The 26,599-nt window shown below is 68.4% G+C and carries 24 protein-coding genes, 1 tRNA gene and 1 pseudogene; 16 read left to right on the top strand and 10 right to left on the bottom strand.

What is annotated here, in order from left to right:
- The first annotated feature begins 1,070 nt into the window (after positions 1 to 1,070).
- The gene (locus DEU36_RS14820) at positions 1,071 to 1,355 is read left to right on the top strand and encodes a hypothetical protein (RefSeq protein ID WP_183045424.1); all 285 of its coding nucleotides are present in this window, start codon (positions 1,071 to 1,073) and stop codon (positions 1,353 to 1,355) included.
- Positions 1,356 to 1,481: 126 nt separating this feature from the next.
- Here DEU36_RS14820 and DEU36_RS14815 read toward each other — a convergent pair whose 3' ends face one another.
- Complete coding sequence (locus tag DEU36_RS14815; RefSeq protein ID WP_120265076.1) at positions 1,482 to 2,390, bottom strand: CPBP family intramembrane glutamic endopeptidase; 909 nt, start codon at positions 2,388 to 2,390, stop codon at positions 1,482 to 1,484.
- Between the two features lie 139 nt (positions 2,391 to 2,529).
- On the opposite strand from DEU36_RS14815, the gene DEU36_RS14810 reads away from it, so the two are divergent.
- Positions 2,530 to 3,741 (top strand): sensor histidine kinase, encoded by a 1,212-nt coding sequence (locus DEU36_RS14810; protein WP_120265075.1) that lies wholly within the window; start codon positions 2,530 to 2,532, stop codon positions 3,739 to 3,741.
- Positions 3,738 to 4,364 carry a response regulator transcription factor gene (locus DEU36_RS14805; RefSeq protein ID WP_120265074.1) on the top strand — a complete coding sequence of 209 codons (627 nt, stop codon included), beginning with the start codon at positions 3,738 to 3,740 and terminating at the stop codon, positions 4,362 to 4,364. Before DEU36_RS14810 ends, DEU36_RS14805 begins: the two co-directional genes overlap by 4 nt.
- Before the next feature lie 56 nt (positions 4,365 to 4,420).
- On the opposite strand, the gene DEU36_RS14800 is transcribed toward DEU36_RS14805, so the two are convergent.
- From DEU36_RS14800 to DEU36_RS14790, 3 genes are all read right to left on the bottom strand, one after another.
- The gene (locus tag DEU36_RS14800) at positions 4,421 to 6,166 is read right to left on the bottom strand and encodes a DUF2075 domain-containing protein (RefSeq protein ID WP_120265073.1); all 1,746 of its coding nucleotides are present in this window, start codon (positions 6,164 to 6,166) and stop codon (positions 4,421 to 4,423) included.
- Positions 6,153 to 6,473 carry a nucleotide pyrophosphohydrolase gene (locus DEU36_RS14795; protein WP_120265072.1) on the bottom strand — a complete coding sequence of 107 codons (321 nt, stop codon included), beginning with the start codon at positions 6,471 to 6,473 and terminating at the stop codon, positions 6,153 to 6,155. The genes DEU36_RS14800 and DEU36_RS14795 overlap by 14 nt, the downstream gene beginning before the upstream one ends.
- Before the next feature lie 72 nt (positions 6,474 to 6,545).
- Positions 6,546 to 6,617, bottom strand: a tRNA-Arg gene (locus DEU36_RS14790).
- Positions 6,618 to 6,702: 85 nt separating this feature from the next.
- On the opposite strand from DEU36_RS14790, the gene DEU36_RS14785 reads away from it, so the two are divergent.
- The 12 genes from DEU36_RS14785 to DEU36_RS14730 all read left to right on the top strand — a co-directional run bounded on the left by DEU36_RS14785 (position 6,703) and on the right by DEU36_RS14730 (position 17,099).
- Complete coding sequence (locus DEU36_RS14785; RefSeq protein ID WP_147374443.1) at positions 6,703 to 7,341, top strand: hypothetical protein; 639 nt, start codon at positions 6,703 to 6,705, stop codon at positions 7,339 to 7,341.
- Between the two features lie 117 nt (positions 7,342 to 7,458).
- Complete coding sequence (locus DEU36_RS14780) at positions 7,459 to 7,740, top strand: iron-sulfur cluster assembly accessory protein (RefSeq protein WP_023954731.1); 282 nt, start codon at positions 7,459 to 7,461, stop codon at positions 7,738 to 7,740.
- 109 nt (positions 7,741 to 7,849) lie between these two features.
- Positions 7,850 to 8,227, top strand: a complete 378-nt coding sequence (locus DEU36_RS14775; protein ID WP_183045423.1) for an SdpI family protein — start codon at positions 7,850 to 7,852, stop codon at positions 8,225 to 8,227.
- The gene (locus DEU36_RS14770; RefSeq protein WP_120265070.1) at positions 8,224 to 8,775 is read left to right on the top strand and encodes a GNAT family N-acetyltransferase; all 552 of its coding nucleotides are present in this window, start codon (positions 8,224 to 8,226) and stop codon (positions 8,773 to 8,775) included. The genes DEU36_RS14775 and DEU36_RS14770 overlap by 4 nt, the downstream gene beginning before the upstream one ends.
- A 230-nt stretch (positions 8,776 to 9,005) precedes the next feature.
- Positions 9,006 to 9,932: an ABC transporter ATP-binding protein gene (locus DEU36_RS14765; protein ID WP_120265069.1), complete on the top strand. Its 927-nt coding sequence runs from the start codon at positions 9,006 to 9,008 to the stop codon at positions 9,930 to 9,932.
- Positions 9,932 to 10,774 carry an ABC transporter permease gene (locus DEU36_RS14760; RefSeq protein WP_120265068.1) on the top strand — a complete coding sequence of 281 codons (843 nt, stop codon included), beginning with the start codon at positions 9,932 to 9,934 and terminating at the stop codon, positions 10,772 to 10,774. Before DEU36_RS14765 ends, DEU36_RS14760 begins: the two co-directional genes overlap by 1 nt.
- Positions 10,771 to 11,967 (top strand): sensor histidine kinase, encoded by a 1,197-nt coding sequence (locus DEU36_RS14755; protein ID WP_147374442.1) that lies wholly within the window; start codon positions 10,771 to 10,773, stop codon positions 11,965 to 11,967. Before DEU36_RS14760 ends, DEU36_RS14755 begins: the two co-directional genes overlap by 4 nt.
- Positions 11,964 to 12,653, top strand: a complete 690-nt coding sequence (locus DEU36_RS14750) for a response regulator transcription factor (protein WP_120265066.1) — start codon at positions 11,964 to 11,966, stop codon at positions 12,651 to 12,653. Before DEU36_RS14755 ends, DEU36_RS14750 begins: the two co-directional genes overlap by 4 nt.
- Before the next feature lie 281 nt (positions 12,654 to 12,934).
- Positions 12,935 to 13,678 (top strand): SDR family oxidoreductase, encoded by a 744-nt coding sequence (locus tag DEU36_RS14745; protein WP_120265065.1) that lies wholly within the window; start codon positions 12,935 to 12,937, stop codon positions 13,676 to 13,678.
- A gap of 90 nt (positions 13,679 to 13,768) precedes the next feature.
- Entirely contained in the window at positions 13,769 to 14,353 is a 585-nt protein-coding gene (locus DEU36_RS14740) for a helix-turn-helix domain-containing protein (RefSeq protein ID WP_183045422.1), read from the top strand.
- Complete coding sequence (locus DEU36_RS14735) at positions 14,350 to 15,669, top strand: MFS transporter (protein WP_120265063.1); 1,320 nt, start codon at positions 14,350 to 14,352, stop codon at positions 15,667 to 15,669. Before DEU36_RS14740 ends, DEU36_RS14735 begins: the two co-directional genes overlap by 4 nt.
- A 62-nt stretch (positions 15,670 to 15,731) precedes the next feature.
- A complete protein-coding gene (locus tag DEU36_RS14730) occupies positions 15,732 to 17,099 on the top strand; it encodes an alpha-amylase family glycosyl hydrolase (RefSeq protein ID WP_120265062.1) in 1,368 nt (455 codons plus the stop codon).
- 118 nt (positions 17,100 to 17,217) lie between these two features.
- Here DEU36_RS14730 and DEU36_RS14725 read toward each other — a convergent pair whose 3' ends face one another.
- The 6 genes and pseudogenes from DEU36_RS14725 to DEU36_RS14700 form a co-directional block, all read right to left on the bottom strand.
- Positions 17,218 to 20,625, bottom strand: a complete 3,408-nt coding sequence (locus DEU36_RS14725; RefSeq protein ID WP_120265061.1) for an error-prone DNA polymerase — start codon at positions 20,623 to 20,625, stop codon at positions 17,218 to 17,220.
- Entirely contained in the window at positions 20,625 to 22,148 is a 1,524-nt protein-coding gene (locus DEU36_RS14720) for a DNA polymerase Y family protein (RefSeq protein ID WP_259455395.1), read from the bottom strand. The genes DEU36_RS14725 and DEU36_RS14720 overlap by 1 nt, the downstream gene beginning before the upstream one ends.
- A 19-nt stretch (positions 22,149 to 22,167) precedes the next feature.
- Positions 22,168 to 22,869 (bottom strand): hypothetical protein, encoded by a 702-nt coding sequence (locus DEU36_RS14715; protein ID WP_120265059.1) that lies wholly within the window; start codon positions 22,867 to 22,869, stop codon positions 22,168 to 22,170.
- Positions 22,870 to 23,450: 581 nt separating this feature from the next.
- A pseudogene (locus tag DEU36_RS14710) lies at positions 23,451 to 24,149 on the bottom strand (diacylglycerol/lipid kinase family protein); the annotation flags it as partial.
- A gap of 35 nt (positions 24,150 to 24,184) precedes the next feature.
- Positions 24,185 to 24,721: a hypothetical protein gene (locus tag DEU36_RS14705; RefSeq protein ID WP_120265057.1), complete on the bottom strand. Its 537-nt coding sequence runs from the start codon at positions 24,719 to 24,721 to the stop codon at positions 24,185 to 24,187.
- Positions 24,722 to 24,752: 31 nt separating this feature from the next.
- The gene (locus DEU36_RS14700) at positions 24,753 to 25,949 is read right to left on the bottom strand and encodes an epoxide hydrolase family protein (RefSeq protein WP_120265188.1); all 1,197 of its coding nucleotides are present in this window, start codon (positions 25,947 to 25,949) and stop codon (positions 24,753 to 24,755) included.
- Positions 25,950 to 26,041: 92 nt separating this feature from the next.
- On the opposite strand from DEU36_RS14700, the gene DEU36_RS14695 reads away from it, so the two are divergent.
- The gene (locus DEU36_RS14695; RefSeq protein WP_120265056.1) at positions 26,042 to 26,596 is read left to right on the top strand and encodes an ABATE domain-containing protein; all 555 of its coding nucleotides are present in this window, start codon (positions 26,042 to 26,044) and stop codon (positions 26,594 to 26,596) included.
- Positions 26,597 to 26,599 lie beyond the last annotated feature (3 nt).

The raw sequence follows: 26,599 nt of genomic DNA, 5'->3' as shown, positions 1-26,599 counted from the left end.
GGGCGGAGGTTCAAGACGCCACGAGGTCGAGCTCGTTGCCTACATCTCGTAGCCGATACAGACCGAGAATTAGCGACCCGATGCCGCGTTTCAGCCCGATACCGCCCAACGCGTGAGCCGCCAGGATGAAGAAGACGACGACGCCAGGACGCGCGAGCAGTGCCGAGCCAAGCGGCGACGTGTTCCGTCGTGCGCGCAGCCCATCACGATGGAGACCGCAGGCGCCACCCAGTAATAGATCGACCAAAACTCGAGTCGTTTCGCTCGCTCGCCCACAAAAGCTTGCGATGATCGATCACTTTCGTGCAGGATGATCTATATCTAGAGCGGCGAGCAAATCGGCCACTCAGCGGAAACGCGAAGGAACTGCGCCTCATGAAAAACACTCTGCTAGCATCCTCGATACTTGTGCTCTCGACCGTCTCGTTCGCGCACGTTGCTCCTGCCCCTGTCTCCGCATCTACGAGTTCAGCGGAACCTACGCTCGGCTACTCCATGTCCTCGCGTACGGTTCACGACTTGACTGGGTGGACAGCCGTTAATGCGGTAACGGGCGAGGCGTTTGAAATAACCGAGCTGATACCGGAACCCATAGAGGCACCCGCCGGTACGGTTACACCTCGACTCATTGACGACCCCATCGCGTATGCTGCATGCTTTGGCGTCGGTGCACCACAGTTCCCCGATTTCCCACTTCGAACCTATCCTTCTGTCCCGGGAGGAAATTCTCCGGTTTACTTGCAATGTGGCCCCATCAACGCCAAAACGTACGGATGGCATCACATTCAAAAAGAACATCAACCGCAGTGGGAGACCCGGTTGGCTCAAGGTGGCATCCCCCTGTCCTGGGACGACCTGATGGCCATCTCGACGGAAGCTGTTCTGACTGAACCGACGCGTTGGACCGTGGAATACGGCGGGAAGAGGTGCTACACAGCTCCTGTCGAGATCATAAATCCTCAGCAACAAGTTGTGCTCGATTTCAGCCCATCGGTTGTCGTGTCTATGACTAACAATCGCGTCATCACCAGCTACCCCACCACCCAGTCGGACTGCAACAGGGTTGCGGCGTGGGTCTAGCAGTCGAACTTGGTGTCCCCTACACTGGGTGGCCGGTGCGCCTCGGAAACGATTACGACTTCGCGATTGATATCGTTTCTGAAGATCTACGCGAGGAGATCCTCGATTGGGCGCGAGATTTCAACCTCCAGTTCGATGAAGTAGACGGCTGGATGTCCGCCGAAGCGGCAGCGGCGCATAAAAGGCGCGGCCAGGAACTTAAGGAAAAGCTGCAGGGCCAGCTCGGTAGTGGTTACAGCGTGACGCTGAGATCGATAGAGAGTCCTGGGCTTTGACGGGCTTGAACGCAGAGCACGATCCAGTTGCGCGACGCCACGGCAAGATACCCACATCACACCCCGACGTAACGGAGGGTTGCTTCCGAGGCGGCGTTACGGAAAGCACGCTCCTGCGTACAACCGTCAGACGATGCCTCTTCCGCACCTCAGCGCACCGACCGTCAGGACGATTCCGATAACCGCCTGAACTCCCCCGATCGCGAGCCACGAGCTGACGGCATCCACTTCCGGCATCGCCGCCACGGCGATGTAGTTGCCGACGTGGAAGCCACCGTGCACGCCGACGGCGGCCCACAGCGATCCGGTCCACAGCAGCAGTCCGACGGCGAGCAAGGAGAACCCGAGCGGAAGCGCGAGGTACAGCACGTGCTCCACGACCGATTGCTGTCCGCCCTGCGACACCAGGTGGATCACGGTGAAGACGAGCGTGGTCACCGTGATCGCCCAGACGGGGCGGTCGCGCAGTCGCCAGAGCAGCCATCCGCGAAACAGCAGTTCCTCGGGCAGTGACTGCTGCACGAAGGCGAGCCCGAGGTAGTAGATGATCAGCAGCGCGCTGACGAGCACGACATCCTGTTCTCCGCCGGAAAGTTCGTCGTCCCGGATGGGACCGATCGCCGGAAGCGCTGAATAGACGATGACCACGGAGAGGGCGGAGATCCCGATGCCGAGAGCAAGCCACAGGCCCGAACTGCGTCGCCAGCTCCACCCCGCGGCTCGCAGGGGTGCGCGCTCGACCGTGGTCATCCAGATGCGCAGCACGAGTAGGACGAATCCGAGCACCGACAGTTGCACGATTGCGGCCAACGCGAACCCCCACGGGGACGAACCACCGAAGACCTCCGCCGCCCCCGGAATCAGAACCACAACGGCGGGAATCACCCCCGCCACGAGGTTCGCCGCCATCAGGATCGCGATCGCGACGACTGCTCTCACGATGATGCCGAGCGGGCCGACGCCAAGCCGGGGCGGGTGCGCAAGCTGAGCGAGGTCGCGCGAAGTAGCGGCGCTGGATGCCGAGAAGGAGCTCATATCGCAAAGCTAAAAGCCGGCCCTTGGCTGAGCATCGTTCTCGGGTCAGTGCTGCTCATTCCGGCAGTCACTTCCCGCCGGGCAAAAGCCGTGACTCGGGTCACCGCCATGACCCGCGTCGCCTGCATACGCTGAAGCCATGGCGCGCATTCCGACTCTCCGTACCGGTCTGCTCGACATCGCCATGAGCCTGGGGCTGGCCGGCCCGGTTCTGATGGTGCTCTACTCCTACGACATCCGCCCCCTCTGGCTCACCGCGACGGTCACGGTTCTGACGGCCATCGCCATTGCCCTCTGGGTGCTGTGGCGTAGATCGGGCCAGCGTTCGCGTGTTGCGGCCGGCCTGTTCGCCGTCATCGCCGTCGTCGTGATGTCGTTCGGCAACGGCGCCCTCTACTACGGCATCATCTGGGCGGCTCTGCTGATGCTGGGCGTCACGTTCTCCGCGACGAGAGTGCTGTGGGGCTATGCGACCACGCTCGTGATCACCGTCCTGACCCTGCATCTCACCAGCGGCAGCCCGGCAGAGTTCATGCTCGCGGAGGCCATTGGCACGGCAGTGCTGGCGGGGATCGCGGCGGCGGTCGCGGTCGTGCTGCGAGACAGTCTGCGCGTGAACGATGATCTGCAGGATGCCCTCGCGCAACTCGACGCGGCGCATGCCGAGTTGCAGCGACGGTACGCCGCCGATCGCGATCTGGTCCTCGCGCAGGAACGGGAGCGCACGGCCCGCGAACTGCACGACGACCTCGGCCATCGCCTCACTGCGGTCGGGCTCTCGCTGGACTACGCGAGCCGCGTCGCCGATCCGGCTGCAGCTCGCGATGAGGTCGTCCACGCCCGAGCGGTCGTCGGCGAGAGCCTGGAAGCGATGCGGCGGCTCGTCCGCGCGATGCACCCGATCGAGCTCGGAGAGCTCGGCGACATCGAAGCGTTCGGCACGCTGGCCGAGAGCTTCCGCGGCACGGGGCTGACCGTCACGGTCGAGATCGACGGCGAGCGATCTCTGCCTCGGCAGCACGCGCTGCTTCTCCTCCGCTTCGTTCAGGAAGGTCTGACGAACGTCATCCGACATGCGGATGCCGCGACGGCCAGCCTGCGCATTGAGGTCGGCCCCTCGTCGATCCAGGCGACGCTCGACGACGACGGCACTGCGTCCCAGGGTGGGACACCGCCGGCAGAAGGCTTCGGCCTGCGCTCGCTGCGTGCTCGGGCCGAGGAGCTGGGTGGCTCGCTGGCGGTTGAGGGAGGAGCGTCGGGTTTCCGCCTCTCGATGCTGCTGCCCGTCCGGGCGGCCGGCGAGACTGCGGGAGTCCCGGAAGATGCGAGCGTGCCGGCGGGAATCGCTTGAACGCCATCCGCGTGCTCGTCGTCGACGATCAAGAGCTGCTCCGTCGCGGCCTGCGAATGATCCTCGAGACCGACAGCGGCGTCGAGGTGGTCGGCGAAGCGGAGGACGGTTCGCGGGCGCTTGCGCTCATCCCGACCGTCCGCCCCGACATCGTCCTCGCAGATGCGCGCATGCCGGTCCTCGATGGATTAGGGCTCGTCCGAGAGTGCGCGGTGCATCATCCGGGTCTGCCGGTGCTCGCCCTCACGACGTTCGACGACGCGGAACTCGTTCGATCGCTGCTCGAAGCGGGAGTCGCGGGCTTCCTTCTGAAGGATGTCTCAGCCGACCGCCTGCTCGACTCGATCAGGCAGGTCGTGGATGGCGGCTTGGTCATCGACCCGCGTGTCGCTCGCGTCGCGCTCAGCCGTCACGGCGGTGCCGCTCCCCCGCTCTCCCCCGAGCTGACGCAGACGGAGCAGGCCGTCGCCGACCTGCTCGCGCTCGGGCTACCGAACGCGGAGATCGCGACGCGCCTGCACCTGGCTCACGGCACCGTCAAGAACGCGGTCTCGGCGCTGCTGAGGAAGTTGGGACACAGCGACCGGACGTCGCTGGCGTTGGAGTTGGCTCGCGGGAGGTGAGCCGAACCGGGACTCCGCTAGAGAACCGTTCACGTGCACTCACACTCGGATCAGGCTCAGCCTCCTCGCGGGCCGCCATCGACGACTGATCTCATGTAATCCCGGAGACCGGGGTCGCATACGTACACGTACGTCCCTAAGATCCCGCGCGTCAGCAGGACACCGTAGATGTTCTGGACCAACGCAAGGAGATCTGCATCCGTCGTAGGCCGACCGAGCTGACCGAGGTTCTCCTTGCCCTTCCTATCGCGGTACGAATCGCGATCCACAGCGACTCGTCCGTCATAGCGCAAGTCGTTGCCGATGATCACGCCGGTGTAGTTGAGGTCGTATCCCTGAACCGTATGGATGGATCCCACCTCGTCCAGCGACCCGGGAGAGTTGATCCAGTCCTTGTCAGTGCGATTCCACGTGAACGGGATACCTTCCAGCTCGAAGTCGGATCCGGGTTTGTTCCCTCGTGTCCTCCAATCCCAGGCGTAACCGGCCACGAGACGGGCGAGCCCAACCTCGCGGTCGCGCTTGCGGATCGCAGCTTGCATGGCCGCGACGCTGTCGAAGAACCTCAGATCGTATTCGCCGAAGTCAGGGCGGTCTCCCGCCCGCGCCTCGCCCCGCAGCAGCTGACGAGTGAATCCGACATAGTCGGCGTCCGCTCTCACGCGCATCTGTCTCGCTAGGGGGAACCACCGCTTGTTTCGCTGCGCGTCCCTGATCTCGGTGTCAAGCACGTCACTCGGGAGGTCTGCTGGCCGTACGCCCTGCCGCTCGTCGATGAGCAAGATCTGGTGACGGCTCTGCGCACGGATCCAGTCGAGCTGAGTCTTGGCCGTGTCGTCCCATCCGAAGAGCCGTGCGTTGATCTCAGCGAAGTCCCGGTTTCGGACGCCCGAGGACTGATTCGCGCGGCGATTGAGCCGGTGCGTTTCGTCCACGATCAGCAGGTCGAACGGCACCGTCGACTTGCCCACATCGAAGGGGTTGAGAACGAGCTCTTCGCTGACCTTGGGGGTCTTCCGAAAGACCTTCTTGATCGAGTCGCGTAGCGACTGCTGCGGGACGACGAGCCCGATTAGGACGCCCTTCAGCAACTCCCGGTTCTCAGGGACGAAGAACTCCGCGAACAGAGAGTCTTGTTCGACCTCGTCGGCGTCGTCATAGTCGCGGATGTCACCCAACAGCTTCATGAGGAAGATCGCGACGATGGTCTTGCCGGTGCCTGGGTGCCCCTGGATGACACTGGTCGATCGAGTGCCCGCCGCCAAATCCTGGAGAAGCGCCTCGACGATCTGCTCGACGGCAACAGCTTGCTCGTGCGTGAGGACCTTGAACGGCGAGAGCTTGAACAAATCGGTGTTCTCGATCTCGGGGATGCTCCGCTGGAATACTCCCTCGGCGCGCAGCTGCTCGAAGACCTCACGGAAGCTCTCCCGGTACCGTTCCCGCTCGTAGTAGCGCGCATCGATGATGCCCTCGTTACCGTTGAGCACGGTGAAGTGCCCGTCACCTGCAAGCCAACGGATGAGGTGCGACTCGAGATCGAGGCAAGCTGACTTGTTGAATGCTTCGTCGATCACCACCCGTGACCGGCGCAACGCTGCCTTGGCCGGATTCCGGAGGTGCTGCTCCATCCGCGAGGCGGCGTTGATGGTCTCGCCGACATAGACGAGTGGAGGGCCCGGGGCGCCGGCACTGTCAAGGACATACACGACCGGCCAATTTGTCCGCCGCTCATCTTCAGATGCCCATGCCCGGACGTCCGACACGGTGAGGTCGAGCTCCTCAATCTCAGAGGGCGTCATACTTGGCGCTCCGTCCCCTTGACTTGTCCACGGGGTACTTCGTGCGAGTCTCAGCCAGCTTGTCGAGAACGATCTGGTCGAGGTCGAGACCAAGCCGCTCCGCGAGAAGCGTGCAGTAGGTTACGACATCAGCCAGCTCTTCTCGGACCCGAGTCTCGTCAGCATCGTCGCTCCATTGGAAGCACTCGAGCAGTTCCGCAGCTTCTATGGAGATGCTCTTGGCGAGATTGCTCGGCGTGTGGAACTGACCCCAGTCACGCTCTTCGACAAACTGCGACAACGCTTCTTTCACCGGCTCACTCGTCACGGTGTGACCGTACCGCAGACTGCCCCTGCTCGCGGATGTGACGGTCTCGCGTAGGCCAGCCTGCGAAAACGGTGCCCCTGGAGGGATTCGAACCCCCGACCCGCTCCTTAGGACGGAGTGGCTCTTCCACTGAGCTACAGAGGCAAGGCACCCCAAGTCTAGACGGCCGCGGGCCGCGGCATCCCCTCCCTCCTCAACCCCAGCGCGCCCCAGCCCTATGCTGACCAACGTGACCCGAGAAGCCCCAGCCACCGCGCCAACGCGCAGGCCGCTGCGGACGGCGCTCGGGATAATCGCTGCGTTCGTCCTCTTCGTCGCCACGATGGCCGCATGGATCGGCGGACTGATCGCGTTCGACGCCCTCGGCATCCCGATCCAAGGCGGCGAGTGGCTCGGCTGGCTCTCCGCGGGACTTATCGCGGTCGCGGTCTGGCCGCTCGCGGGGCGGCGAGCGCACCGCGAGTTCTGGGCCCACCAGCACCACGGAGCTACGCCGCCGAAAGTCTCCGTAACGCGACCGGATCGCGTCCTGCGCATCCTTGTCATGGTCATCGGCGCCGCGGGACTCGTCGCGCTGTGCGGACCGCGCAACATCACTCTCGCTCTGGCCGAGGTGTGGCAGATCATCGCTCCCGGTGGGCGGTCATCGAACGCGCTCCTGCAACTCATCGGACTGCTGCTGTGCTTCGTGCTGATGGTTCCGCCGATGCTCTTCACGCAGCGGAGTCTCCGCCGCACCCCGCGTGGTCACCCGGATCGCCTCGGTCTCGAGCTCCGGCAGAACTGGTACGTGTCGGCGGCGACCGCGTGGGTCTGCTGCCTGCTCCTCGGGCTGATCGTGAGCTTCGTTCTCGTCAACACCCTTTGACCCGGTAGTCGCCCGCCGACCTTCAGAATCCCCTGGGAGTCGGCGCTCACGTTTGCGTTCGACTTGGATTCTCGGAATCGTGGCGGGCTCCGCAGCAATCCACGGAAGGAGAGCTTCATGCTCACGCTCACCGAGAACGCCGCCACCGCGGTGAAGAACCTCACCGCCCAGATCCCCGCCGAGACCGGCGGCATCCGAATCAGCGACTCCGGCTCCCCCGAGACCGGCTTCGCACTCTCCCTCGCCGAGGCCCCGCACAGCGAGGATGCCGTCGTCGAAGCTGACGGTGCCCGCATCTTCGTCGACCCGGCCGCAGCCCTCGCGCTCGATGACCGCGTGCTCGACGCGCAGGTCGACGGCGAGGGCGCGATCAGCTTCGCGCTCGGCGTCCGGGGCTGACACCCCGACAGACTTCGAGAGCCCCGGCATCCGTATCCTCAGTGCGGACGCCGGGGCTCTCGTCTGTCCGGCCCGCGCGCGCCGAAGACGCCTCGATAGGGTCGAGAGGATGGAAGCTGAGATCATCCCCCGCATCGTCCTGTTCGTCACGATGGCCGGCTCGGGTGCTCTGCTGATCTGGATGGCGCGGGCCGCGGCATCCGGAAAGCTGAAGCGGAACTCGCTCGCCGGCATCCGCACACCCAGCACCATGTCCAGCGATGCAGCCTGGCTCGCCGCTCACGTGCGCTCGAAAGGCGCGACACTCGTCACGGGCTACGTGTCCGTCGCGATCGGCGTGGTCTCGCTCGTGCCGATGCCGCCGGCGGCGCTCGGGATCATGGTGCTCGTAGGCGCCGCGCTCATGGTCATCGTGATGATGTGGGGAACTCGCGTCGGCATCAAGGCCGCTCTGGCGGCGACAGCGGCGACGGAGGCAGCACGATGACTGCATCTCCCGTCGAGATCGACCTGCACGACGACGTCGTCTTGCGTTCGCTCCGCGCAGAGGATGCCGCCGCCCTCGCCGAGGCGTACCGCGTGAACTCCGCGCACCTCGCGCCGTTCGAGCCGATCCGTTCCAACGACTTCCGCACTGAAGCAGGTCAGCGCACCGAAATCGCCGCGCTCATCGCGAGCCACGAAGCCGGCGCCGCCCTCCCCCTCGTCCTCGCCCACGCATCGCGGATCATCGGGCGGATCACCCTCTCGGGCATCACCCGTGGGGCGTTCCAGAGCGGCAACCTCGGCTACTGGATCGACCAGCGCTACGCGGGTCGCGGCCTCATGACCGCCGCGGTGAACGAGATCTCGCGCCTCGCGACGGACGACCTGCAGCTGCACCGCATCCAGGCCGGCACGCTCGTCGACAACGTCGCGTCGCAGGCCGTGCTCAGGAAATGCGGCTTCGTCGAGTTCGGGCTCGCTCCCGAGTATCTGCTCATCGCCGGACGCTGGCAGGACCACCGGCTGTTCCAGCGGATCCTCGGGGCCTGAGAGCTGACACGACGCCTCAGCTGGCACTTCGCGCCCTGTCCCGGCGCCGGTAGCGGCAACAGGTGCCAGGTGAATCCCATCGCGGTCCCGCGCGCCCATCAAGGCAAGGCCCGACCCGGCCCGAACCGCCCATGTAGACCCAGGTACTGGTCGCCGGAGTAAGTCCGAACCGCGGTCCGATGTGGCATCTCGCGCCCCTTCGTAGCGTCGATGGGGACGAAAGGTGACACATGATTCGTGTTCAATCGCTCTCGAAACGGTACGGGCAGAAGGTCGCGGTCGACGGCATCGACTTCGCCGTCGAGCCGGGCCGGGTGACGGGATTCCTCGGCCCGAACGGCGCCGGCAAGTCGACCACCATGCGCATGATCGTGGGGCTCGACAAGCCGACATCCGGCACGGCCGAGGTCAACGGCCGCGCCTACCGCGACCTGCCCGCACCGCTGCGCGAGGTCGGGGTGCTGCTCGACGCGCGCGCCGCGCACAAGCGCCGCACCGCCTACAAGCACCTCCTCGCGATCGCCGCGACCCATCAAATCCGCGCGCCGCGCGTGCGCGAGGTCATGGAGCGCACCGGTATCGACTCGGTAGCGAACAAGCGCGTCGGCGGCTTCTCGCTCGGCATGGGCCAGCGGCTGGGCATCGCCGCAGCGCTCCTCGGCGACCCGCAGACGATCACCCTCGACGAGCCCATCAACGGCCTCGACCCCGACGGCATCCTGTGGATCCGCCGCCTGCTGCGCGAACTCGCCGCCGAGGGCCGCACGGTGCTGCTCTCCTCGCACGTCATGAGCGAGATGGCCCAGACCGCCGACCACCTGATCGTCATCGGTCGCGGCGCGATCATCGCCGACGGGCCGATGCGGGACGTCATCGCAGGAGTCACGCAGCCGGTCGTCCGGGTACGCACGCATGACACCGAACGGTTCGTGGCGGCGGTCGCGCGCCCCGGAGTGACGGTCATCACGCGCGACGACGGCGCACTCGACATCACCGACCTGCCCGCCGAGGACGTCGCGCGCATCGCCGGTGCCGCGGGAGTCGTGCTCTACGAAGTGGCCTCGGTGTCGGGCTCGCTCGAAGACGCCTATCTCGCCCTCACCGCGCAGGCGACCGAATACCCGTCGGCTCCCAGCCACCGCGAGAAGGACAAGTAATGGCCATCACCACCAAGCCGCACCGCGCCGACGCCCGCACCCAGCGCCCGCCGTTCACCGCGGTGGTGCACTCCGAGTGGATCAAGGTCGTGAGCCTGCCGTCATCCGTGCTCGCGCTCGTCGGCATCCTGGCCGTCGGAATCGGCGGCAGCCTCTTCCTCGGCCTGACCCTCGAATCATCCGGCGTGCCCTCGGTTCCATCCATCGAGCGCACGATCGCCGACGTCACCGTGCCGATGGTCGTGCTCGGGCAGATCATCGCCGGTATCTTCGGCGTCATGACGATCGGCGCCGAGTACTCCTCCGGCGCCATGCAGACGACGCTGGTGGCGGTGCCGCAGAGGGTGCGGATGCTGGCGGCCAAGACGCTCGTCACCTTCACCACCGTCACCGCAGCGTCGCTCGTCACTGTGTTCGGTGCGTGGGCGGTGACGAACCCGATCTACGAGGGCTTCGGCCTGGGCGCGCCCCTCACCGCACCGGGCGTGATGCTCGCCCTCGTAGGATCGGCCGTCTATCTCGGGCTCTGCGCGGTGTTCGGTCTCGGCGCGACGACGCTCGTCCGCTCGACGACCACAGGATCGATCATCGTGTTCGCCGCGACGCTGCTGCTTCCCGTGCTCAGCTCGCTGCTGCCGTTCGGGCTCCTCTCGCGTGTCATCCGTCTCGGCCTGCTCGGCAACGCCGGCGACGCCATGGGCCGAGTCGGGATCGAGGGCGGACCGTTCCTCGACCTGTGGAGCGGACACATGAGTGTCGGAGCGGGCTGGCTGATCGCGGCGGTCTGGGCTGCGGGGGCGCTCGTGATCGGCGCGGTGGCGCTGCGGACGAGGGACGCGTGAGCCCGTCCCAACGACGACGAGACGTGGCGGATGCCGTCATCCTCGTCTCGTATTCGATCATCGCGGCGTTCTTCGGGTACCTGTCCGTCGAATCGACGATCACCACTCCCCTGTGGCCGATCGTGCTGCTGGGCCTCGCCGGGGTGGCCGCGATCGTGATCTCGCGGCGGCATCCGGCGATCGGCTTCGGCGCTGCCGTCGCGCTGATGCTGATGTCGTTCGCCGTCGGCACCGGAGCCGAGATGCTCCTCGTGGTCGTCGCGCTCTACCGCGCCGGTCTCGACGAGGCCCGCCGCGCCTGGTTCTGGTTCGGGTGGGCCACCGCGGGAGCGATCGTGGCGTCGCTCGCGCTCGCGTTTCGGGTCCGTTTCGGCGTGCCGCTGCTCGGTCTGGCCCAACGGGAGGATGCCGCAGCCTGGCCGACCGACTGGGCGAGCGTCGCCGTCGTGCTCGTCGCCGCGTTCCTCATCGCCACGCTGCTCGGCATCAACGCCGGGCACGGCCGACGACAGGCCGCAGCGCTCGCCGAGCGGGCCGAGCACCTGCGGCGCGAACGCGACCAAGAGGCGAGCATCGCGGCCGCGACCGAGCGCGAACGCATCGCCCGCGAGATGCACGACGTCATCGCGCACAGCGTCGCGGTCATGGTCGCGCTCGCCGACGGCGCGCAGGCCTCGGTCGACCAGCGGCCCGACGAGGCCCATCGCGCCATCGGCCGCGTGAGCGAGACCGGACGGCGGACGCTCGGCGAGGTACGGCGACTCCTGACCGCGGTGCGCGACGAGCGCGACGCATCGCCGGCGACGGATGTGCCGCGGGTGGAACGGATCCCGGCGCTCGTCGAGGAGTTCCGGTCGGCCGGCATCCCGGTGCGCCTGGAACAGACCGGAGCGGTAACGGAGGGCGCTGCCGTGAGCCTGACGATCTACCGGATCGTGCAGGAAGCGCTGACGAACGTCCTGCGGCATGGCCGCGACGTGCGCGACGTGCTCGTGCGGCTGGTGTTCGAGCGCTCCGAGGTGACGATCCTGGTGAAGGACGTGTCGGCGCCGGCTCTGCCTTCGGCGACCCCGGGGCGCGGGCTCGTCGGCATCCGCGAACGTGCGGCCTTCTACGATGGCTCGGTGGAGGCGGGACCAGTCGCCGGCGGTGGCTGGCGGGTTCTCGTCCGCCTCTCGACGGAGGAACGATGACTCAGCCCGGCGCAGCCGACGCGCGTACCGCAGTGCTGCTCGTCGACGATCAGGAGCTCATCCGGTACGGCTTGCGGCTCGTGCTCGAGGCTCAGGCCGACCTGGTTGTGGTGGGTGAGGCATCAGATGGCGCCGAAGCGGTACAGGCCGCGCAGCGGCTGCGGCCCGATGTCGTGCTGATGGACGTGCGGATGCCGGGACTCGACGGTATCGAGGCCACGCGACAGCTGACCGCGGGGCTGCCGGACACGCGAATCATCGTGCTGACGACGTACGACCTCGACGAGTTCGCGTTCGGCGCGCTGCGCGCGGGCGCGGCCGGATTCCTGTTGAAGAACACCCGCCCCGACGAACTCGTCGCCGCGGTGAGGGCCGTGACGGCGGGCGATGCCGTCGTGTCGCCCCGGATCACCGCGAAGCTCATCGACGCAGCGATGCCGCATCTCTCGCCGACAGGCCGACCGGCATCCCCCGATGCCCTCTCGGCGCTGTCACCGCGCGAGCGCGACGTGTTCCGCCACGTCGGACAGGGCCTGACCAATGCGGAGATCGCGGCTGCGCTGCACCTGAGCGAATCGACGGTGAAGGCACACTTCGGCCGCATCCTCGTGAAGCTCGATCTCGCGAACCGTGTACAGGCTGTGATCCTCGCCTACGAGCTCGGGGTGGTCAGCGTCGACCGCTGAGCCTGTCGGCGGCACACCACGACGGCCGCTCGCCGGATGCAGCGGAACTCGATGCGACCCGCGAGAGGCCGCGGCTTAGCCCGAGCCTCCACGTCACCTGCCACGTCACGCCCCTTCACGACGTGCATAGGGGCGACAGGTGACAGGCGAACGCAGACGAGCTCGCCTCGGTCGAGCATTCGCCCGGTACGCCGCGCATCCGCGAAGGGCGGGGTCGGTCAGGAGCGCGAGATCCACCCTCGAGTCTCGTTCGAGGCTTCCGGCCCCGTCATACTGACCTCGTGAGAATCGCGATCGCCGGGAGCACCGGCACAGTCGGCCGGCACGTCCATCGCATCGCGACCGACCGGGGTCACGAGGTCGTCGCGCTCGCGCGCAGCGAGGGGCACGACCTCGAACACGGCCCGCTGCCCGCCGCGGTGCTGGAAGGCGTCGACACGATCGTCGACGTCAGCGGCATCCAGACGCTCTCGCGACACCGATCGCGCCGGTTCTTCGAGAGGGTGTCGGCGAACCTGCAGCGGGCGGGAATCGAGGCCGGGGTGGGGCACCTCGTCGCCTTGTCGATCGTCGGCATCGACGGCGTGGATGCCGCTTACTACGGCGGCAAGCTCGCGCACGAGCGGGCCGTGCAACGTGGGGCGCTCCCTCACACGCTGCTGCGCGCGGCGCAGTTCCACGAGTTCGCCGAACAGACCCTCGTCCGCGGGAAGATCGGGCCGATCACGGTGGTGCCCGCGGCCCGGGTCCGCCCCGTCGCCGCGCACGAGGTCGCCGAGCACCTCGTCACCCTCGCAGAAGGCGCGCCGGCCGGCCGGGCACGCGACCTGACCGGACCGCGTGACGAGCTGCTGATCGACATGGTCCGGGCGCTGCTCGATGCCCGCGGCATCCGCAGGATCACGCTCGAGATGCGCCTGCCCGGATCATTCGGCCGCGCGATGTCATCGGGGCGCCTGCGCGGACACGCCAACGCCGAACGCGGCACCGTCACCTTCGCGGAGTGGCTCGCCGCGCAGAGCTGAGCCAGCGCGGGCCAGGCGGAGCCGCCGACCGCCCACCCAGATGCACAACAGATGTTGCGCAATGGTTCTTGTGCATCTAGCGTTGCGGGTATGCCTTCAGCAGACCGATCGACGTCACGCCTCGAGACCGCTGCCGCGATGCGCGTACTCGCGCATCCCACGCGACTGCGCCTGCTCGGCATCCTGCGCGAGAACGGACCGCAGACGGCCGCGCAGCTCGGCGACGTCGTCGACGAGGCGCCCGGCACCATCAGCTACCACCTGAGCAAACTCGCTTCGATCGACCTCATCGAGCCCGCCGAGCCGCGCAGCGCCGACCAGCGCGAGCGCTGGTGGCAGGCGGCGAGCGCCCTGACGACGTGGGAGCCGGCCGCGCACCTCGACGATCCGTCGCAGCTTGCCGCATCGTCGGCTCTGGAGAAGTCGATCGCGCAGATCTACGCCGCGCGCTACAGCGAGTACATCGACGCGATGCCGACGCTCCCCGCCGAATGGGTCGCCGCCGGTGCGACCGGCGACCGCACGCTGCGCCTCACGCTCGATGAGCTCACCGCGATGCGCGCCGAGCTCGAATCCCTGATGCACCGGTGGGAGGAAGCGAGCGCGCGGCACGACGATGACGACGACACCGCCGCACCGGTCGCCCTCGTCTATCAGGCCTACCGCCGGCCATGACGGCGACCGACTCCCGGGCGCGCGCCGCCGACGAGGCTCCGCGGCGCGCGGCATCCCGAGCGCTGTACGCGCTGCTCTCGGCCCACGCGATCTCGCAGACCGGCAATGTCATCACGGCCTTTGCGATCCCGTTCTACGTCTTGGCCACGGGCGGCTCCGGGGTCGAGGTGGGTCTCGCCGCGTTCGCCGCGACCGCGCCCGTCATCTTCGGCGGGGTCTTCGGCGGCGTGGTGATCGACCGGGTCGGCGGCCGCCGCACCGCGATCATCGCCGACGTCGTGAGCGGAGCGACCGTGCTGGCGATCCCCGCGCTGGCCCTCACCGTGGGATTGCCGTTCTGGGCCCTGCTGCTGATCGTGTTCGCGAGCGGCATTCTCGATACACCCGGGCAGATCGCGCGCCGGGTCATGCTGCCCGAGCTCACTGAGGCCGCTCGCATCCGGCTCGAGCGGAGCGTGGGACTCCTCGACGGCTCGGAGCGCCTCTCGAAGCTCATCGGCGCATCCGTCGCCGGCGCCCTCGTCGCTCTCCTCGGGCCGATGGCAGCGCTCATCACGAACGCCGCCGCGTTCTTCGTCTCGGCCGCGGTCACCCGCCTGATGGTTCCCGCCACGACCGTCCGGATCGCCGCTGACGACAACGCCGACGGCGACGCGGATGCCGAAACGGATGCCGAAACCCCGCGCTCGTACTGGCGCGAGCTGCGCGACGGGTTCCGGTTCGTGGTCCGCGATCCGCTCATGCGACTCATCGTGGGCATGGTGCTGATCACGAACCTGCTCGACGCCGCGCGCAGCTCGACCCTTCTGCCGCTGTACGCGAACGCCGAGCTCGGCGGCGCCGGCGCGCTCGCGGTGATCGTCGCGGTCATGGGCGGGTGCGCGCTCATCGGCAACATCGCCTTCGGCTTCGTCGCGCACCGGGTGCCTCGGCGGCTGACGTTCGCGATCTGCTTCCTCATCGCGGGCGGTCCGTCGAGCGCCGTCTTCGCGTTCGGTGCGCCCTTCGCGGTGCTGATCGCCGTCGTCGCCATATCCGGACTCGCGGCCGGAGCACTCAACCCGATCCTCGGTGCCGTGCAGCTCGAGCGCGTGCCCGCGCGCATGCGGGGGCGGGTCTTCGGCCTGCTCAACGCCGGCACGTGGGCGGGCGTTCCGCTGGGTGCACTCGTCGGCGGATTCATGGCCGACGGCGTGGGACTCTTCGTCGCGTTCGGGGTGATCGCCGTCGTGTACACCGTCGTGACGCTCACGCCGCTGACAGGCGGATCGTGGCGATTGATGGACCGCCGTCCCGCGCCCGGCGCCGCACCCTAAGCCTCCGCGCGGCTTCTCGCACGTCGTTCCCGGAGGGGTGCCCGCTCGTGTTGACTGCGGGGATGAGCAATTGGGCCGAGACCGTCATGTGGTGGCACGTGTACCCGCTGGGATTCACGGGAGCGCCGATCCGGCCCGACCAGCACGACGCTCTAGCGGATGCCGCCGGCGCGGACCAGCCCGTCGAGCACCGGCTCGGTCGCATCGAGGCCTGGCTCGATCACGCGGTCGAGCTGGGGCTCAACGGGTTGCTGCTCGGCCCGGTGCTCGCCTCGAGCACGCACGGTTACGACACGACCGACTACTTCCGCCTCGACGCGCGCCTCGGTGACGGGCACGACCTCGACCGCCTCATCGCGGCTGCTCACGACCGCGGCATCCGTGTGCTGTTCGATGGCGTCTTCAATCACGTGGGTCGTGAGCACCCCGCGTTCCACGAGCTCGAGGAGCGGGGCCCCGACGCCGCCACCGCCGACCTCTTCCGCGTGCGATGGGACGGATGGCAGCAGGGCGAGCCGGTCGACGCCGACGTCTTCGAGGGGCACGACGCCCTGGTGTCGTTGAACCACGACTCCCCCGCCGTCGCCGACCTCGTCGTCGAGGTGATGACCCACTGGCTGGACCGCGGCATCGACGGATGGCGACTGGATGCCGCCTACGCCGTGCCGCCCGCCTTCTGGGCTCAGGTGCTGCCGCGGGTTCGGGCCGAGTACCCCGAGGCGTGGTTCCTCGGCGAGGTCATCCACGGCGACGCCGCCCGCATCGTCGAGGAGTCGACGATCGACTCGCTGACGCAGTATGAGCTGTGGCAGGGCATCTGGCACAGCATCGCCGACGGCAACCTGTTCGAGCTCAAGCACGCGATCGAGCGCAACAACGAGCTGCTGCCGGTGTTCGCACCGCAGACCTTCGTCGGCAACCACGACGTCACACGCATCGCCTCGGCAGTCGGCCTCGACCTGGTGCCGCATGCGCTGGCTGCGCTCTTCACCGTCGCGGGTGTGCCGTCGGTCTACGCAGGCGACGAATACGGCTACGAGGCGGTGAAGGAGGAACGCCTCGGCGGCGACGATGCGGTGCGCCCCGAGTTCGCAGAAACGCCGCCCGCGCCCGATTCGCTGCCCGAGAGTGCGCAGCACATCCTCCGCACGCATCAGCAGCTCATCGCCGTGCGGCGACAGCATCCCTGGCTGCATCGCGCGCACACCGACGTCATCCACATCGACAACACCGCGATGGTGCTGCGGACCGCGACCGGAACGGATGCCGTCATCACCGCCCTCAATATCGGCGACGCCCCCGTGACGGTGCCGGTCGCCGATGCGACGCGATTGCTCGCCGGAGCACTGTCCGGCGACATCGACCGGCGCGCCGGCGAGGCATCCCTCCCCTCGCGCGGCTGGGCGGTGCTGTCGGCTCTCCCCGCCTGACCCGCGTCGCGTCGAACCGACCCGACCCGACCCGGATGGCTGCTCTCCCCCGCGCGTGGCAACCATTCGCGTCGGGTCGGCGCGCGCTGCGGCGGGCCGGGGCGCGTCGCGGCGCGGCTCACCGGAAGTCTCGTGACTGGTGCCTCACCCCCACCCGCAGGTCTTCGAAGGCATCGGCGAGGATGTTCACGACGCCCTCGTTCGACCGCTCGAGGATGCCGCGCACGATGAGCGCCGGGCTGTCGCGCACGACTCTCCGATAGCGGTGCCACATCCCCGTCGAGCAGATGACGTTCATCAGCCCGTGCTCGTCTTCGATGTTGAGGAAGGTGATGCCGGATGCCGTCGCCGGACGCTGCCGGTGGGTGACGAGTCCGGCGATCTCGACGCGGCGCCCGGTCTCGTGTGCGCGCAGATCGTTCGCCGTCAGCACCCCGCGGGCGTCGAGCTGCGAGCGGTAGTGGGTCATCGGATGGTCGTCGGGTGAGATGCCGGTGGCCCAGAGGTCGGAGGCGAGCACGTCGTAGCTCGACTGATCGGTGAACAGCGGCGGCTGCACGGCGATGAGCGAATCGGGCAAGTACTCGATGCGGTCCTGCGCGGCTGCCCCCGCCAGCCAGATCGCCTCGCGGCGGGTGTGCCCGAAGCACTCCAGCGCTCCCGCGGTCGCGAGCGCTTCGAGCTGCGTCGTGTCGGCGCCGGTGCGGCGCACCAGGTCGCGCATGTCGCGATAGGGGCCGGATGCCTCGCGCTCGGCGACGATCCGCTCGGCGAACCTCTTGCCGATACCGGTGACCGCGGCGAGCCCGAGCCGCACCGCGAAGCCGCCGTCACGGCGATGCGCCGCCGACTCGTCGGGAGCGTTGATGTCGAAAACCGGCACCGGCGGCTGCTCGCCCAGGCAGCTGTCGAGTCCCGTCGGACCCGGCCGTCCCGCCGCGCCCGACACGTGTTCGAGCACGGCTTCGGCCCCCGAGAGCTGCAGGTCGGGGCGTCGCACCTCGACCCCGTGACGGCGGGCGTCGGCCGCAAGCGTCGCCGGTGAGTAGAAGCCCATCGGCTGAGCCCGCAGCAGCCCCGCGAGGAACGCCGCCGGGTAGTGCAGCTTGATCCACGAGCTCGCGTAGACGAGCAGTCCGAACGAGAGCGAATGGCTCTCGGCGAAGCCGAAGTTCGCGAACGCCTGGATCTTGGCGTAGATGTCGTCGGCGGCATCTCCGACGAGGCCGTTCTCAGCCATGCCGTCGTAGAGCTTCTGTCTGAGCGAGTCGATGCGCTCGACGCCGCGTTTGGACCCCATCGCGCGGCGCAGCAGGTCGGCGTCCTCGCCGGAGAGGCCGCCGATGACCATGCCCATCTGCATGAGCTGCTCTTGGAAGACCGGCACCCCGAGCGTGCGCTCGAGCACGGGCTTGAGCTTCTCGTGCGGGTACGTCGTGGTCTCGTACCCGAGCTTGCGCCGCACGTACGGGTGCACCGCACCGCCCTGGATGGGACCGGGCCGGATGAGCGCGATCTCGATCACGAGGTCGTAGAACCGGCGCGGCTGCAGCCGCGGCAGCAGCCCCATCTGGGCGCGGGACTCGACCTGGAACACCCCGATCGAGTCGGCCCGGCACAGCATGTCGTAGACCGCGGCCTCTTCTTTCGGCAGGGTCGACAGCTCGAACATCTCGCCCGTCGCCCCCTCGATGAGGTCGAAGCAGTACTGCAGCGCGGCGAGCATCCCGAGGCCGAGCAGGTCGAACTTCACCAGCCCCATCCAGGCGGCGTCGTCTTTGTCCCACTGGATGACCGTGCGGTCCTGCATGCGGGCGTGCTCGATCGGCACGACCTCGCCGACGGGCCGGTCGGTCAGCACCATGCCGCCCGAGTGGATACCCAGGTGCCGGGGAGCCTTGAGCAGCTCGGCGGCGTAGACGAGCACCCGTTCGGGGATGTCGTGGTCGGGACCGGTGTCGAGGGTGGCGCCCCAGCGCTCGACCTGCTTCGACCAGGCATCCTGCTGCCCCGGGGAATGGCCGAGCGCCTTGGCCATGTCGCGAACGGCGTTCTTCGGCCGATACTGGATGACGTTCGCCACCTGCGCCGCACGCTCACGCCCGTAGGTGGCATAGACCCACTGGATGATCTCCTCGCGCCGGTCGGAGTCGAAGTCGACGTCGATGTCGGGCTCTTCCTCGCGAAGCGCGGAGAGAAAGCGCTCGAACGGCAGCCGGTAGTAGATCGAGTCGATCGCGGTGATGTCGAGCAGATAGCAGACGGCGCTGTTCGCGGCGGAACCGCGCCCCTGGCACAGGATGCCGCGCCGCCGCGCTTCTTGCACGATGCCGTGGACGATGAGGAAGTAACCGGGGAAATCCTTCTGCTCGATGACCGCGAGTTCGCGCTCGATGCGGTCGCGGTCGTCGGCCGGCAGGTTCGGGTACTTGCGGGGCACCGCCTCCCACACGAGGTGGCGCAGCCACGACATCGGCGTGTGCCCCTCGGGAACGGGGAGCTTGGGCAGCGCGGGCTTGGCCCGCCGCAACGGGAAGGCGAGCTCGTCGGCGAGTTCGACGGTGCGGGCCACGGCTCCGGGGTACCGGCGGAAACGACGGGTCATCTCGGCCCCTGATCGCAGGTGCGCCCCCGCGTGGGAGGGCAGCCACCCGTCGAGCTCGTCGAGGCCGCGGTTGGCCCGCACCGCCGCGATCGCCGCGGCGAGATGGGCGCGCTCGGGCACGGCGTAGTGCACATTGTTCGTCGCGACGAGCGACAGACCTCGCTCGCGCGCCAGGCCCGCCAGGATGTCGTTGTGCCGCGAGTCGAGCGGCTCGCCGTGGTCCATCAGCTCGACCTCGATGGCGTCTCGCCCGAACCGGTCGACCAGGACGTCGAGCTCGGCGGCTGCGGCATCCGGTCCTCGTTCGATGAGCGCCCGGCGCACGGCGCCCTTGCGGCATCCGGTGAGGATGCTCCACTGGCCTCCGGCGATGTCGGCCAGATCGTCGAGGCGGTACCGGGGCTTGCCCTTCTCCGCTCCCGCGAGCTGTCCCTGTGTGAGCGCACGGGCGAGCCGGTGGTATCCCTCTTCGCCGCGGGCCAGGACGAGCAGGTGCTCGCCCGGCGGGTCGGCCTCGTTGCGCGCCGCGCCGACGCGCTGCGGCAGATCGAGCGAGAGCTCCGCCCCGAACACCGTCTTCACCGCCAGCTGCTCGGCGGCCTCGGCGAAGCGGACGATGCCGTAGAAGCCGTCGTGGTCGGTGACGGCGAGAGCGTGCAACCCCAGCCGTTCGGCCTCTTCGGCCAGCTCTTCGGGCGATGAGGCTCCGTCGAGGAACGAGTACGACGTGTGCGCGTGCAGCTCGGCGTATGGCACCGCGTTCTCGGGACGCTCGATCCTCGGCGCCGAGTACTTTCCGCGCTTGCGCGACCACGCGGGACTGTCGCCGCCGTCGGCGCCCGCCGGCGCGCTCGGCGCACGGTTGCCGCTGAGCAGTCGTTCGATCTCGGACCACGGCACCGAGGGGTTGTTGAAGCCCATCAGTCGTACCGCCCCTCGACCGACCATTCGCCGCCGTCGCACACCAGCAACCACGCGGTCTGGGTCGCATCGACCATCTGGAAGCGGTGGGCACGGCGTGCTCGCACGGCGTCCCATTCCCGTTCGATCACCGGCCAGGGCCCCGCCCATGAGCGGATGCCGCGCGACCCGGTCGATGACACGAGCGCCGCGGGGATCGCCGTCAGCTCGCCCCGTCCGTCGACGGCGACCATGTCGCCCTCGCGGTCGACGACCGCCAGCGGCAGCGCACGTTCGAAGACCGTCGCCGGCAGCGGATCGGGCAGGCTGCCCGGCCACGGCCGCTCGCGCGAGCTCGTCACCGGCCGGTCGCCCCACGGCACGAGCACCTGCCGCTCGGCGAGCCAGCGTCCACCGCCGACGACCGGCGTCACGACACCCGTGTGGCCGAGCATCGCCTGAACGCGCGACAAGGCGTGATGCACCTTCTGCTCAGGACCCGAGCCGAACAGCGAGACGGCGTGATGGGATGCCGCATCCACCGCTTCGGGCTCGATCTTGACCCGCGCGACACCGCTGGTGAGCTTGCCGCTCTCGGCCAGCTGCCACCGCACCCGGTCGACGACGGCGGCGGGGTCGAAGGTGCCGGGGTGGAGCCAGACCCGGTTGCTCGTCTCGCCGCGGTCGCCGGTGAGGATGACGCGCAGCTCGGTGCAGACGAGGTCGACCGCGCCGAGTCCGGCGATGAACTCCTCAGCCGCGACCCTCATGCCGAACGCGACCTGATCGGCCAGGTCGAGCGGAGGCTCGAACGAGACCTCGCGGTGCAGTTCGGGCGGCGGGGTGCGCGGGGTCACCGGGCGCGAGTCGGCACCCGAGGCGAGGGCGTGCAGTCGGGCGCCGCGGGGGCCGAAACGTTCGACCAGTCGTTCGGGTTCGATCGCGGCGAGGTCGCCGAGGGTCTGCACACCCAGCCGGGCGAAGAGGTCGACGGAGTCATCGTCGAGCACGGCGATCGTCAACGGCGCGAGGAACTCCGCCGAGTGTCCGGCGTCGACCACCCGGATGGGCCGGTCGGGACGGGTACTCATCCGAGCCGCCTGCTGCGCCGTGAACGGGCCATCGGCGACACCGGCCCGCACATCGAGATCACCCTCGGCGACTGCCGCCAGCAGGGCACCGGCAGCCTCGGTCTCGCCGCCGTAGAAACGCGCCGGACCGCGCACGCGCAGCGCGCAGAGCCCCGCCTCGAGCACCTGTACGCCCGGCGCCATCTCTTCGAGACGCGCGACGATCGGCGCGAACTCCCGATGATCGCGCACCGCGTCGGCATCAACCACCTGCAGTGCGGGACATCGCGCCTGCGCGTCGCGGCGACGCTGCCCCCGGGAGACGCCGTCGGCGCGGGCCGACGCCGAGCACGCGACGACCATCCCCTTCTCGAACACCGCGATCGGTGCGTTCGAGTCGACGCCGCTCTCACGCACGAACGCCACGACCGGCCAGTCGGGCACCCACACCACGAGGCTGCGTAACGGTGTCACCGCCTCCTGCTCCCCCACGTCAGACCGCCCGTCGCATCGGGATCGGCTCGGCCACGGGGCCGCCTGCGAGAGCCCGCTCCTGCGGAGCGGCCGAGATCGCACCGTCGGGCGCCGGCAGCAGCATCCGCGCCGACCGGGGCACCGGGAACCGCCGGCTCGACACGGTGACCGTCAGCTCGCGGTCGCTGAGGTAACCATCGCCGTCGCCCAACCCCGACCACCGCGGATCGGCGACGTCGAGCATCGCCTCGGTCTGCGGCCACGGCCCCTGCACGAGCAGCACCGTCCCTCGGTCGCGCAGCCGGCCGGCGAGCTTGGCGATGTCGGAGTCCTTCGCCCGTTCGGGCGGGCGCACGGCGACGATGGGCAGCACATCGGCGATCGTCGCGGTGACGGCGAGCCAGCGTGCGCCCGGGTCGGGGATCAGCACCACACGCGACAGATCGACCCCGGCGTGCTCCGCCGCCTCGGCGCCGAAGCCCGGCATCCCGACCACGCCGCACCACGAGCCGGTCTGCGACGGCTGTGCGAGCAGCGCGAACAGCAGCGAGGACGACGAGCCGAGCGAGTAGGCGGCGCCGGGCCGCAGCCCCCGCCCGGGCAGCAGTCCGGCCAGAGCAGGATGAGTCGGCAGCACCGGAGCGTCGAGGCGGCGCCCCTGCATCCGCTCCATCTGCGCGCGCAGTCGCTGCACGTCCTCGGCGGCAGCAGGATTGCGCATGATCGACCTCACTCAGCAAGGGTAGAACATATGTTCTAGACCATCAATGTCGAGATCGAAGATACGACCGACTTCCGACATCCGCTCCGCGTCGGTGTGAGGCCTGCTGCCGCTGCTACCCGTATCCCCCGCGGCTGGCGAGGCGTATGGTCACGAGCATGTGGACAGTACTCGTGATCTTGATCATCGTGTGGGTGGTGCTGTCGATCGTGGGGTTCGCGTTCGAGGGGCTGCTCTGGCTAGGAATCATCGGCGTCGTGTTGACCATCGGGACCCTCGTGTTCGGGATCATCCGACAGCGTGCGGGGCGCCGCCCCTGACACCGGAGCGGTTTCAGGGTCCCGTTTGCGCACACGGATCAGGAGCGCGCCAGGACGGACGGTGATGCGCGCAGCACTGACGTGACCGAAGCTGTCACCGTCGAGCTGCACCACACGCGGAACCTCGAACGTGGCCTCGAATACCCGACCCCGTGCATAGGCGAGCGAGTGGAGCTCCGGAGCCCGAGCAAGGATACGGCGGGTGAAGCGCGATCGCCGCGCGGCTCCTTGCAGCGTCAGACGGGAACCGATCCCGGCCCATCCGAGCCGGCCGCGCGGTCGCATCATCACCACATCCAAGAACCCGTCATCGATGCTCGCCCGCGGAATGAGCAGCATGTTTCCGGCGAGCGTTCCGCAATTGCCGACGATGACGGTGTGCGCCCGTTCGGTGCGCGACCGACTCCCGTCGATCCGGTAGTCGATGCGGAACAGCCGGTTGGCGAAAACGGATCGCGCGATCGGCGAGACGTACGCGAGCCACCCGAGATGCTTCTTCGCACGAGCATTCGTGTTGGCAGCCATGTCAGCATCGAGCCCGATCCCCGCCATCACGACGAAAGCGTGCGAGGTCCACTCGCCGTCGGAGTCGCTGAGATCGGCGACAGCCACATCGATGCGCCGCTCGCACCCGGAGAAGGCCGCCGACACCGCCGTATCGAGATCAGCGAGAGCGACGCCCAGTTCGCGGGCGAGGAGGTTCCCCGTCCCGGCGGGGATGAGCGCGATGGGCACGCCGGTGCCCTGCAGGACCCCCGCCGCGGCACGGACCGTTCCATCGCCGCCCGCGACCAGCACCACGGCCGGCTTGTCGTCCAGGGCATCCTGAGCGGCTCCACGCCCGGAGTCCTCCGGTTGGGTCGGATACCACCGGGGCGGTGCCCAACCCGCCGCGCGCCCATGAGCCGTGACGATCTGGCGAAGCCGCTCGACGTCTGCTTTACCGGGGTGGAAGACCACCGCCGCGTGGGGTGCGCTCCTCGCCGAATCCTGGCTCACCGAGAGACGCCGCCCCCTACTGCGGACCACCCCTCGATCTGGACGCGGTACGCCTCGGCGCGCTGCCGAGCCGCGTCGCCCTCGACCGGCGGCGCGGTGAAAACCACCGTCTCCGCCAGGGTCGCGACCGCCGCGGCCCGCTCGAGCTCTCGCGCCGCGAACGTGCGTGCGCTGTCGTCCGATGCCTCCTTCTCGCTTCGGACCCGTTCACTGATCTCCGCCAGTCTCAACGCGATCAACTCCGCGAGGCCGTCGCGTAGCTCCTCCAGCGTCGTGTTGTGGATCTCCAGACGCCGATCCGAGACAGTCAGCACGACATCGGGGTAGCCGGAATGCGCCAACAGCTCGCGCGTGGACCCGCCGAGAACGTCTCGGATCTCCTCTTTGCCCGGACGCCGGGTGAACACCGCCTCCACGGTGTACCGCGCGGGCGGGTCGTCGGTCATCAAGCCGGCGGGAAGCGACCCCACCAACACGGAATCGAGGCCGAGATTGTGGGTGGAAGGAGCTTCGTGGTGTGAATATGCGCTCATGACCGGACGTTACGCCTCCCAGATGTGAGGCTCACAGGTTGCCGACCGCATCTCCGGCCTTCGCGAGCACGGCGGCGAGCCCCTGCCGCAGATCGTCGACGAAGGCGCCGGGCATCTCGAGCGACGGGAAGTGCCCGCCGCGCTCCGCTTCTCGCCACCGGACGATGTCTCGGAAGCGCTGCGCCGCCCACGCACGGGGGTGCTTCTCGATGTCGTGGGGATACGTCGTGAGAGCGGCTGGCACGTCGACACGGAGGTGGGGGTCGAGCGACTGGTGGCTCTCGAAGTAGATGCGCGCCGCTGACGCACCTGTGCGCGTCAGCCAGTAGAGCGTCACGTTGTCGAGCAGCCGGTCGCGCGTGATGCTCTCGAAAGGGGTGTCGACCGTGTCCGTCCACTCGGAGAACTTCTCGAGTATCCACGCGAGCAAGCCCACCGGAGAGTCGACCAGCGCGTAGCCGATGGTCTGCGGCGACGTCGCCATGACCTTCGCGTAGGCGAGTCGGTTCTCTTCGAATGCGTGCGTCTCGGCGACCCACCGCCGCTCGGTCGCGTCGAGACCATCGATGCTGAGGCCCGGCAGACTTTGCGGTGTGGTCGTGTGCATCCCGATCACGTGGCTCGGAAACCGTCCGGCGAGCGCGATCGTGATGGGGCCGCCCCAGTCGCCGCCGTGCGCCAAGAACCGGTCGTAGCCCAGGCGAGCCATGAGTTGCACCCATGCTGCGGCGATCCGTTCGGTGCCCCATCCGGGTTCGTCGGGCTTGTCGGAGTGGCCGTAGCCCGGCAGAGACGGCGCCACGACATGGAAGGCCGGCAGCGTCGGATCGTTCGGCTCTGCGAGGTCATCGATCACGTCGACGAACTCGGCGACACTGCCCGGCCAGCCGTGCGTCATGATCAGCGGCACCGCATCGGGGCGCGATGACCGTCGGTGCAGGAAGTGGATGCCGAGACCATCGACGACCGTGCGGAACTGACCGATCTCGGCAAGACGCCGCTCGAACGGGTGCCAGTCGTAGGCTGTCCGCCAGTACTCGACGAGGGCGGCGACATCGGCCAGTGGCGGGCCCTGGGCCCAGCGATCCTGCTCGCAGGCGTCGGCGCGAGTGGTCTCGCGCTCGGGCAGGCGGGTCGCGCCCAGTCGCGCACGCAGGTCGTCGAGCTCGGCATCCGTCACCTGCGGAGTGAACGGCGATACCGATTCTGACGGGTGGGAAGCGGTCATGTTCACTCCATTCGTCGCAGCACGCAGGTGCGAACCGTCATAGCCGGTTCTACCAGAGACGCGCAATCAATGGAACCAGCTATGGTGGTGCCATGTCGGACGACTTTCCCGAATTCCGGATCGGCTCGGTGCTGGCGACGAGCTTCACGGGCACGCTGACCGAGCGGCATGGCGCCAGAGTCGAGCGCATTCCGACACCAGCTCGACTGCAGGCCTGGTTCGACGAGTTCGATCTGGCGGTCGCGCGATGCTCGGCGTCGGACCTCGACCGGGCATACGTCCTGCGCGAGGCGATCCATGCGGCCGCGACAGCGCGGGCTCAGGATGCGACGTTGCCGCCCGACGCGGTGGCACTGATCAACGAGTTCAGTGCACGAGGCACGGCGAACCCGGTGCTGACCGGGGCCGGCGAACGGCGCTGGCACCTCGGTTCCCGCGCGACGGTCGACGCCGCGCTGGGGGTCATCGCCGCGGATGCGGTGGACATCATCTCCGGCGCACGGCCCGGCGCGCTCGCTCTGTGCGCCTCACCGACCTGTCGTGCGGCATTCTTCGACGCCAGCAGGAGCCGCACTCGGCGGTGGTGCGACATGAACACGTGCGGAAACCACGCGAAGAAAGCCCGCTTACGCGCGAAGCACGCATAAGCG

The organism is Microbacterium sp. AG238 (assembly GCF_003610405.1).
In the GTDB taxonomy this organism is placed as follows: domain Bacteria; phylum Actinomycetota; class Actinomycetes; order Actinomycetales; family Microbacteriaceae; genus Microbacterium.
The sequence above is the reverse complement of the archived record's forward strand: the minus strand, read 5'-3'. Positions and strand labels throughout refer to the sequence as shown.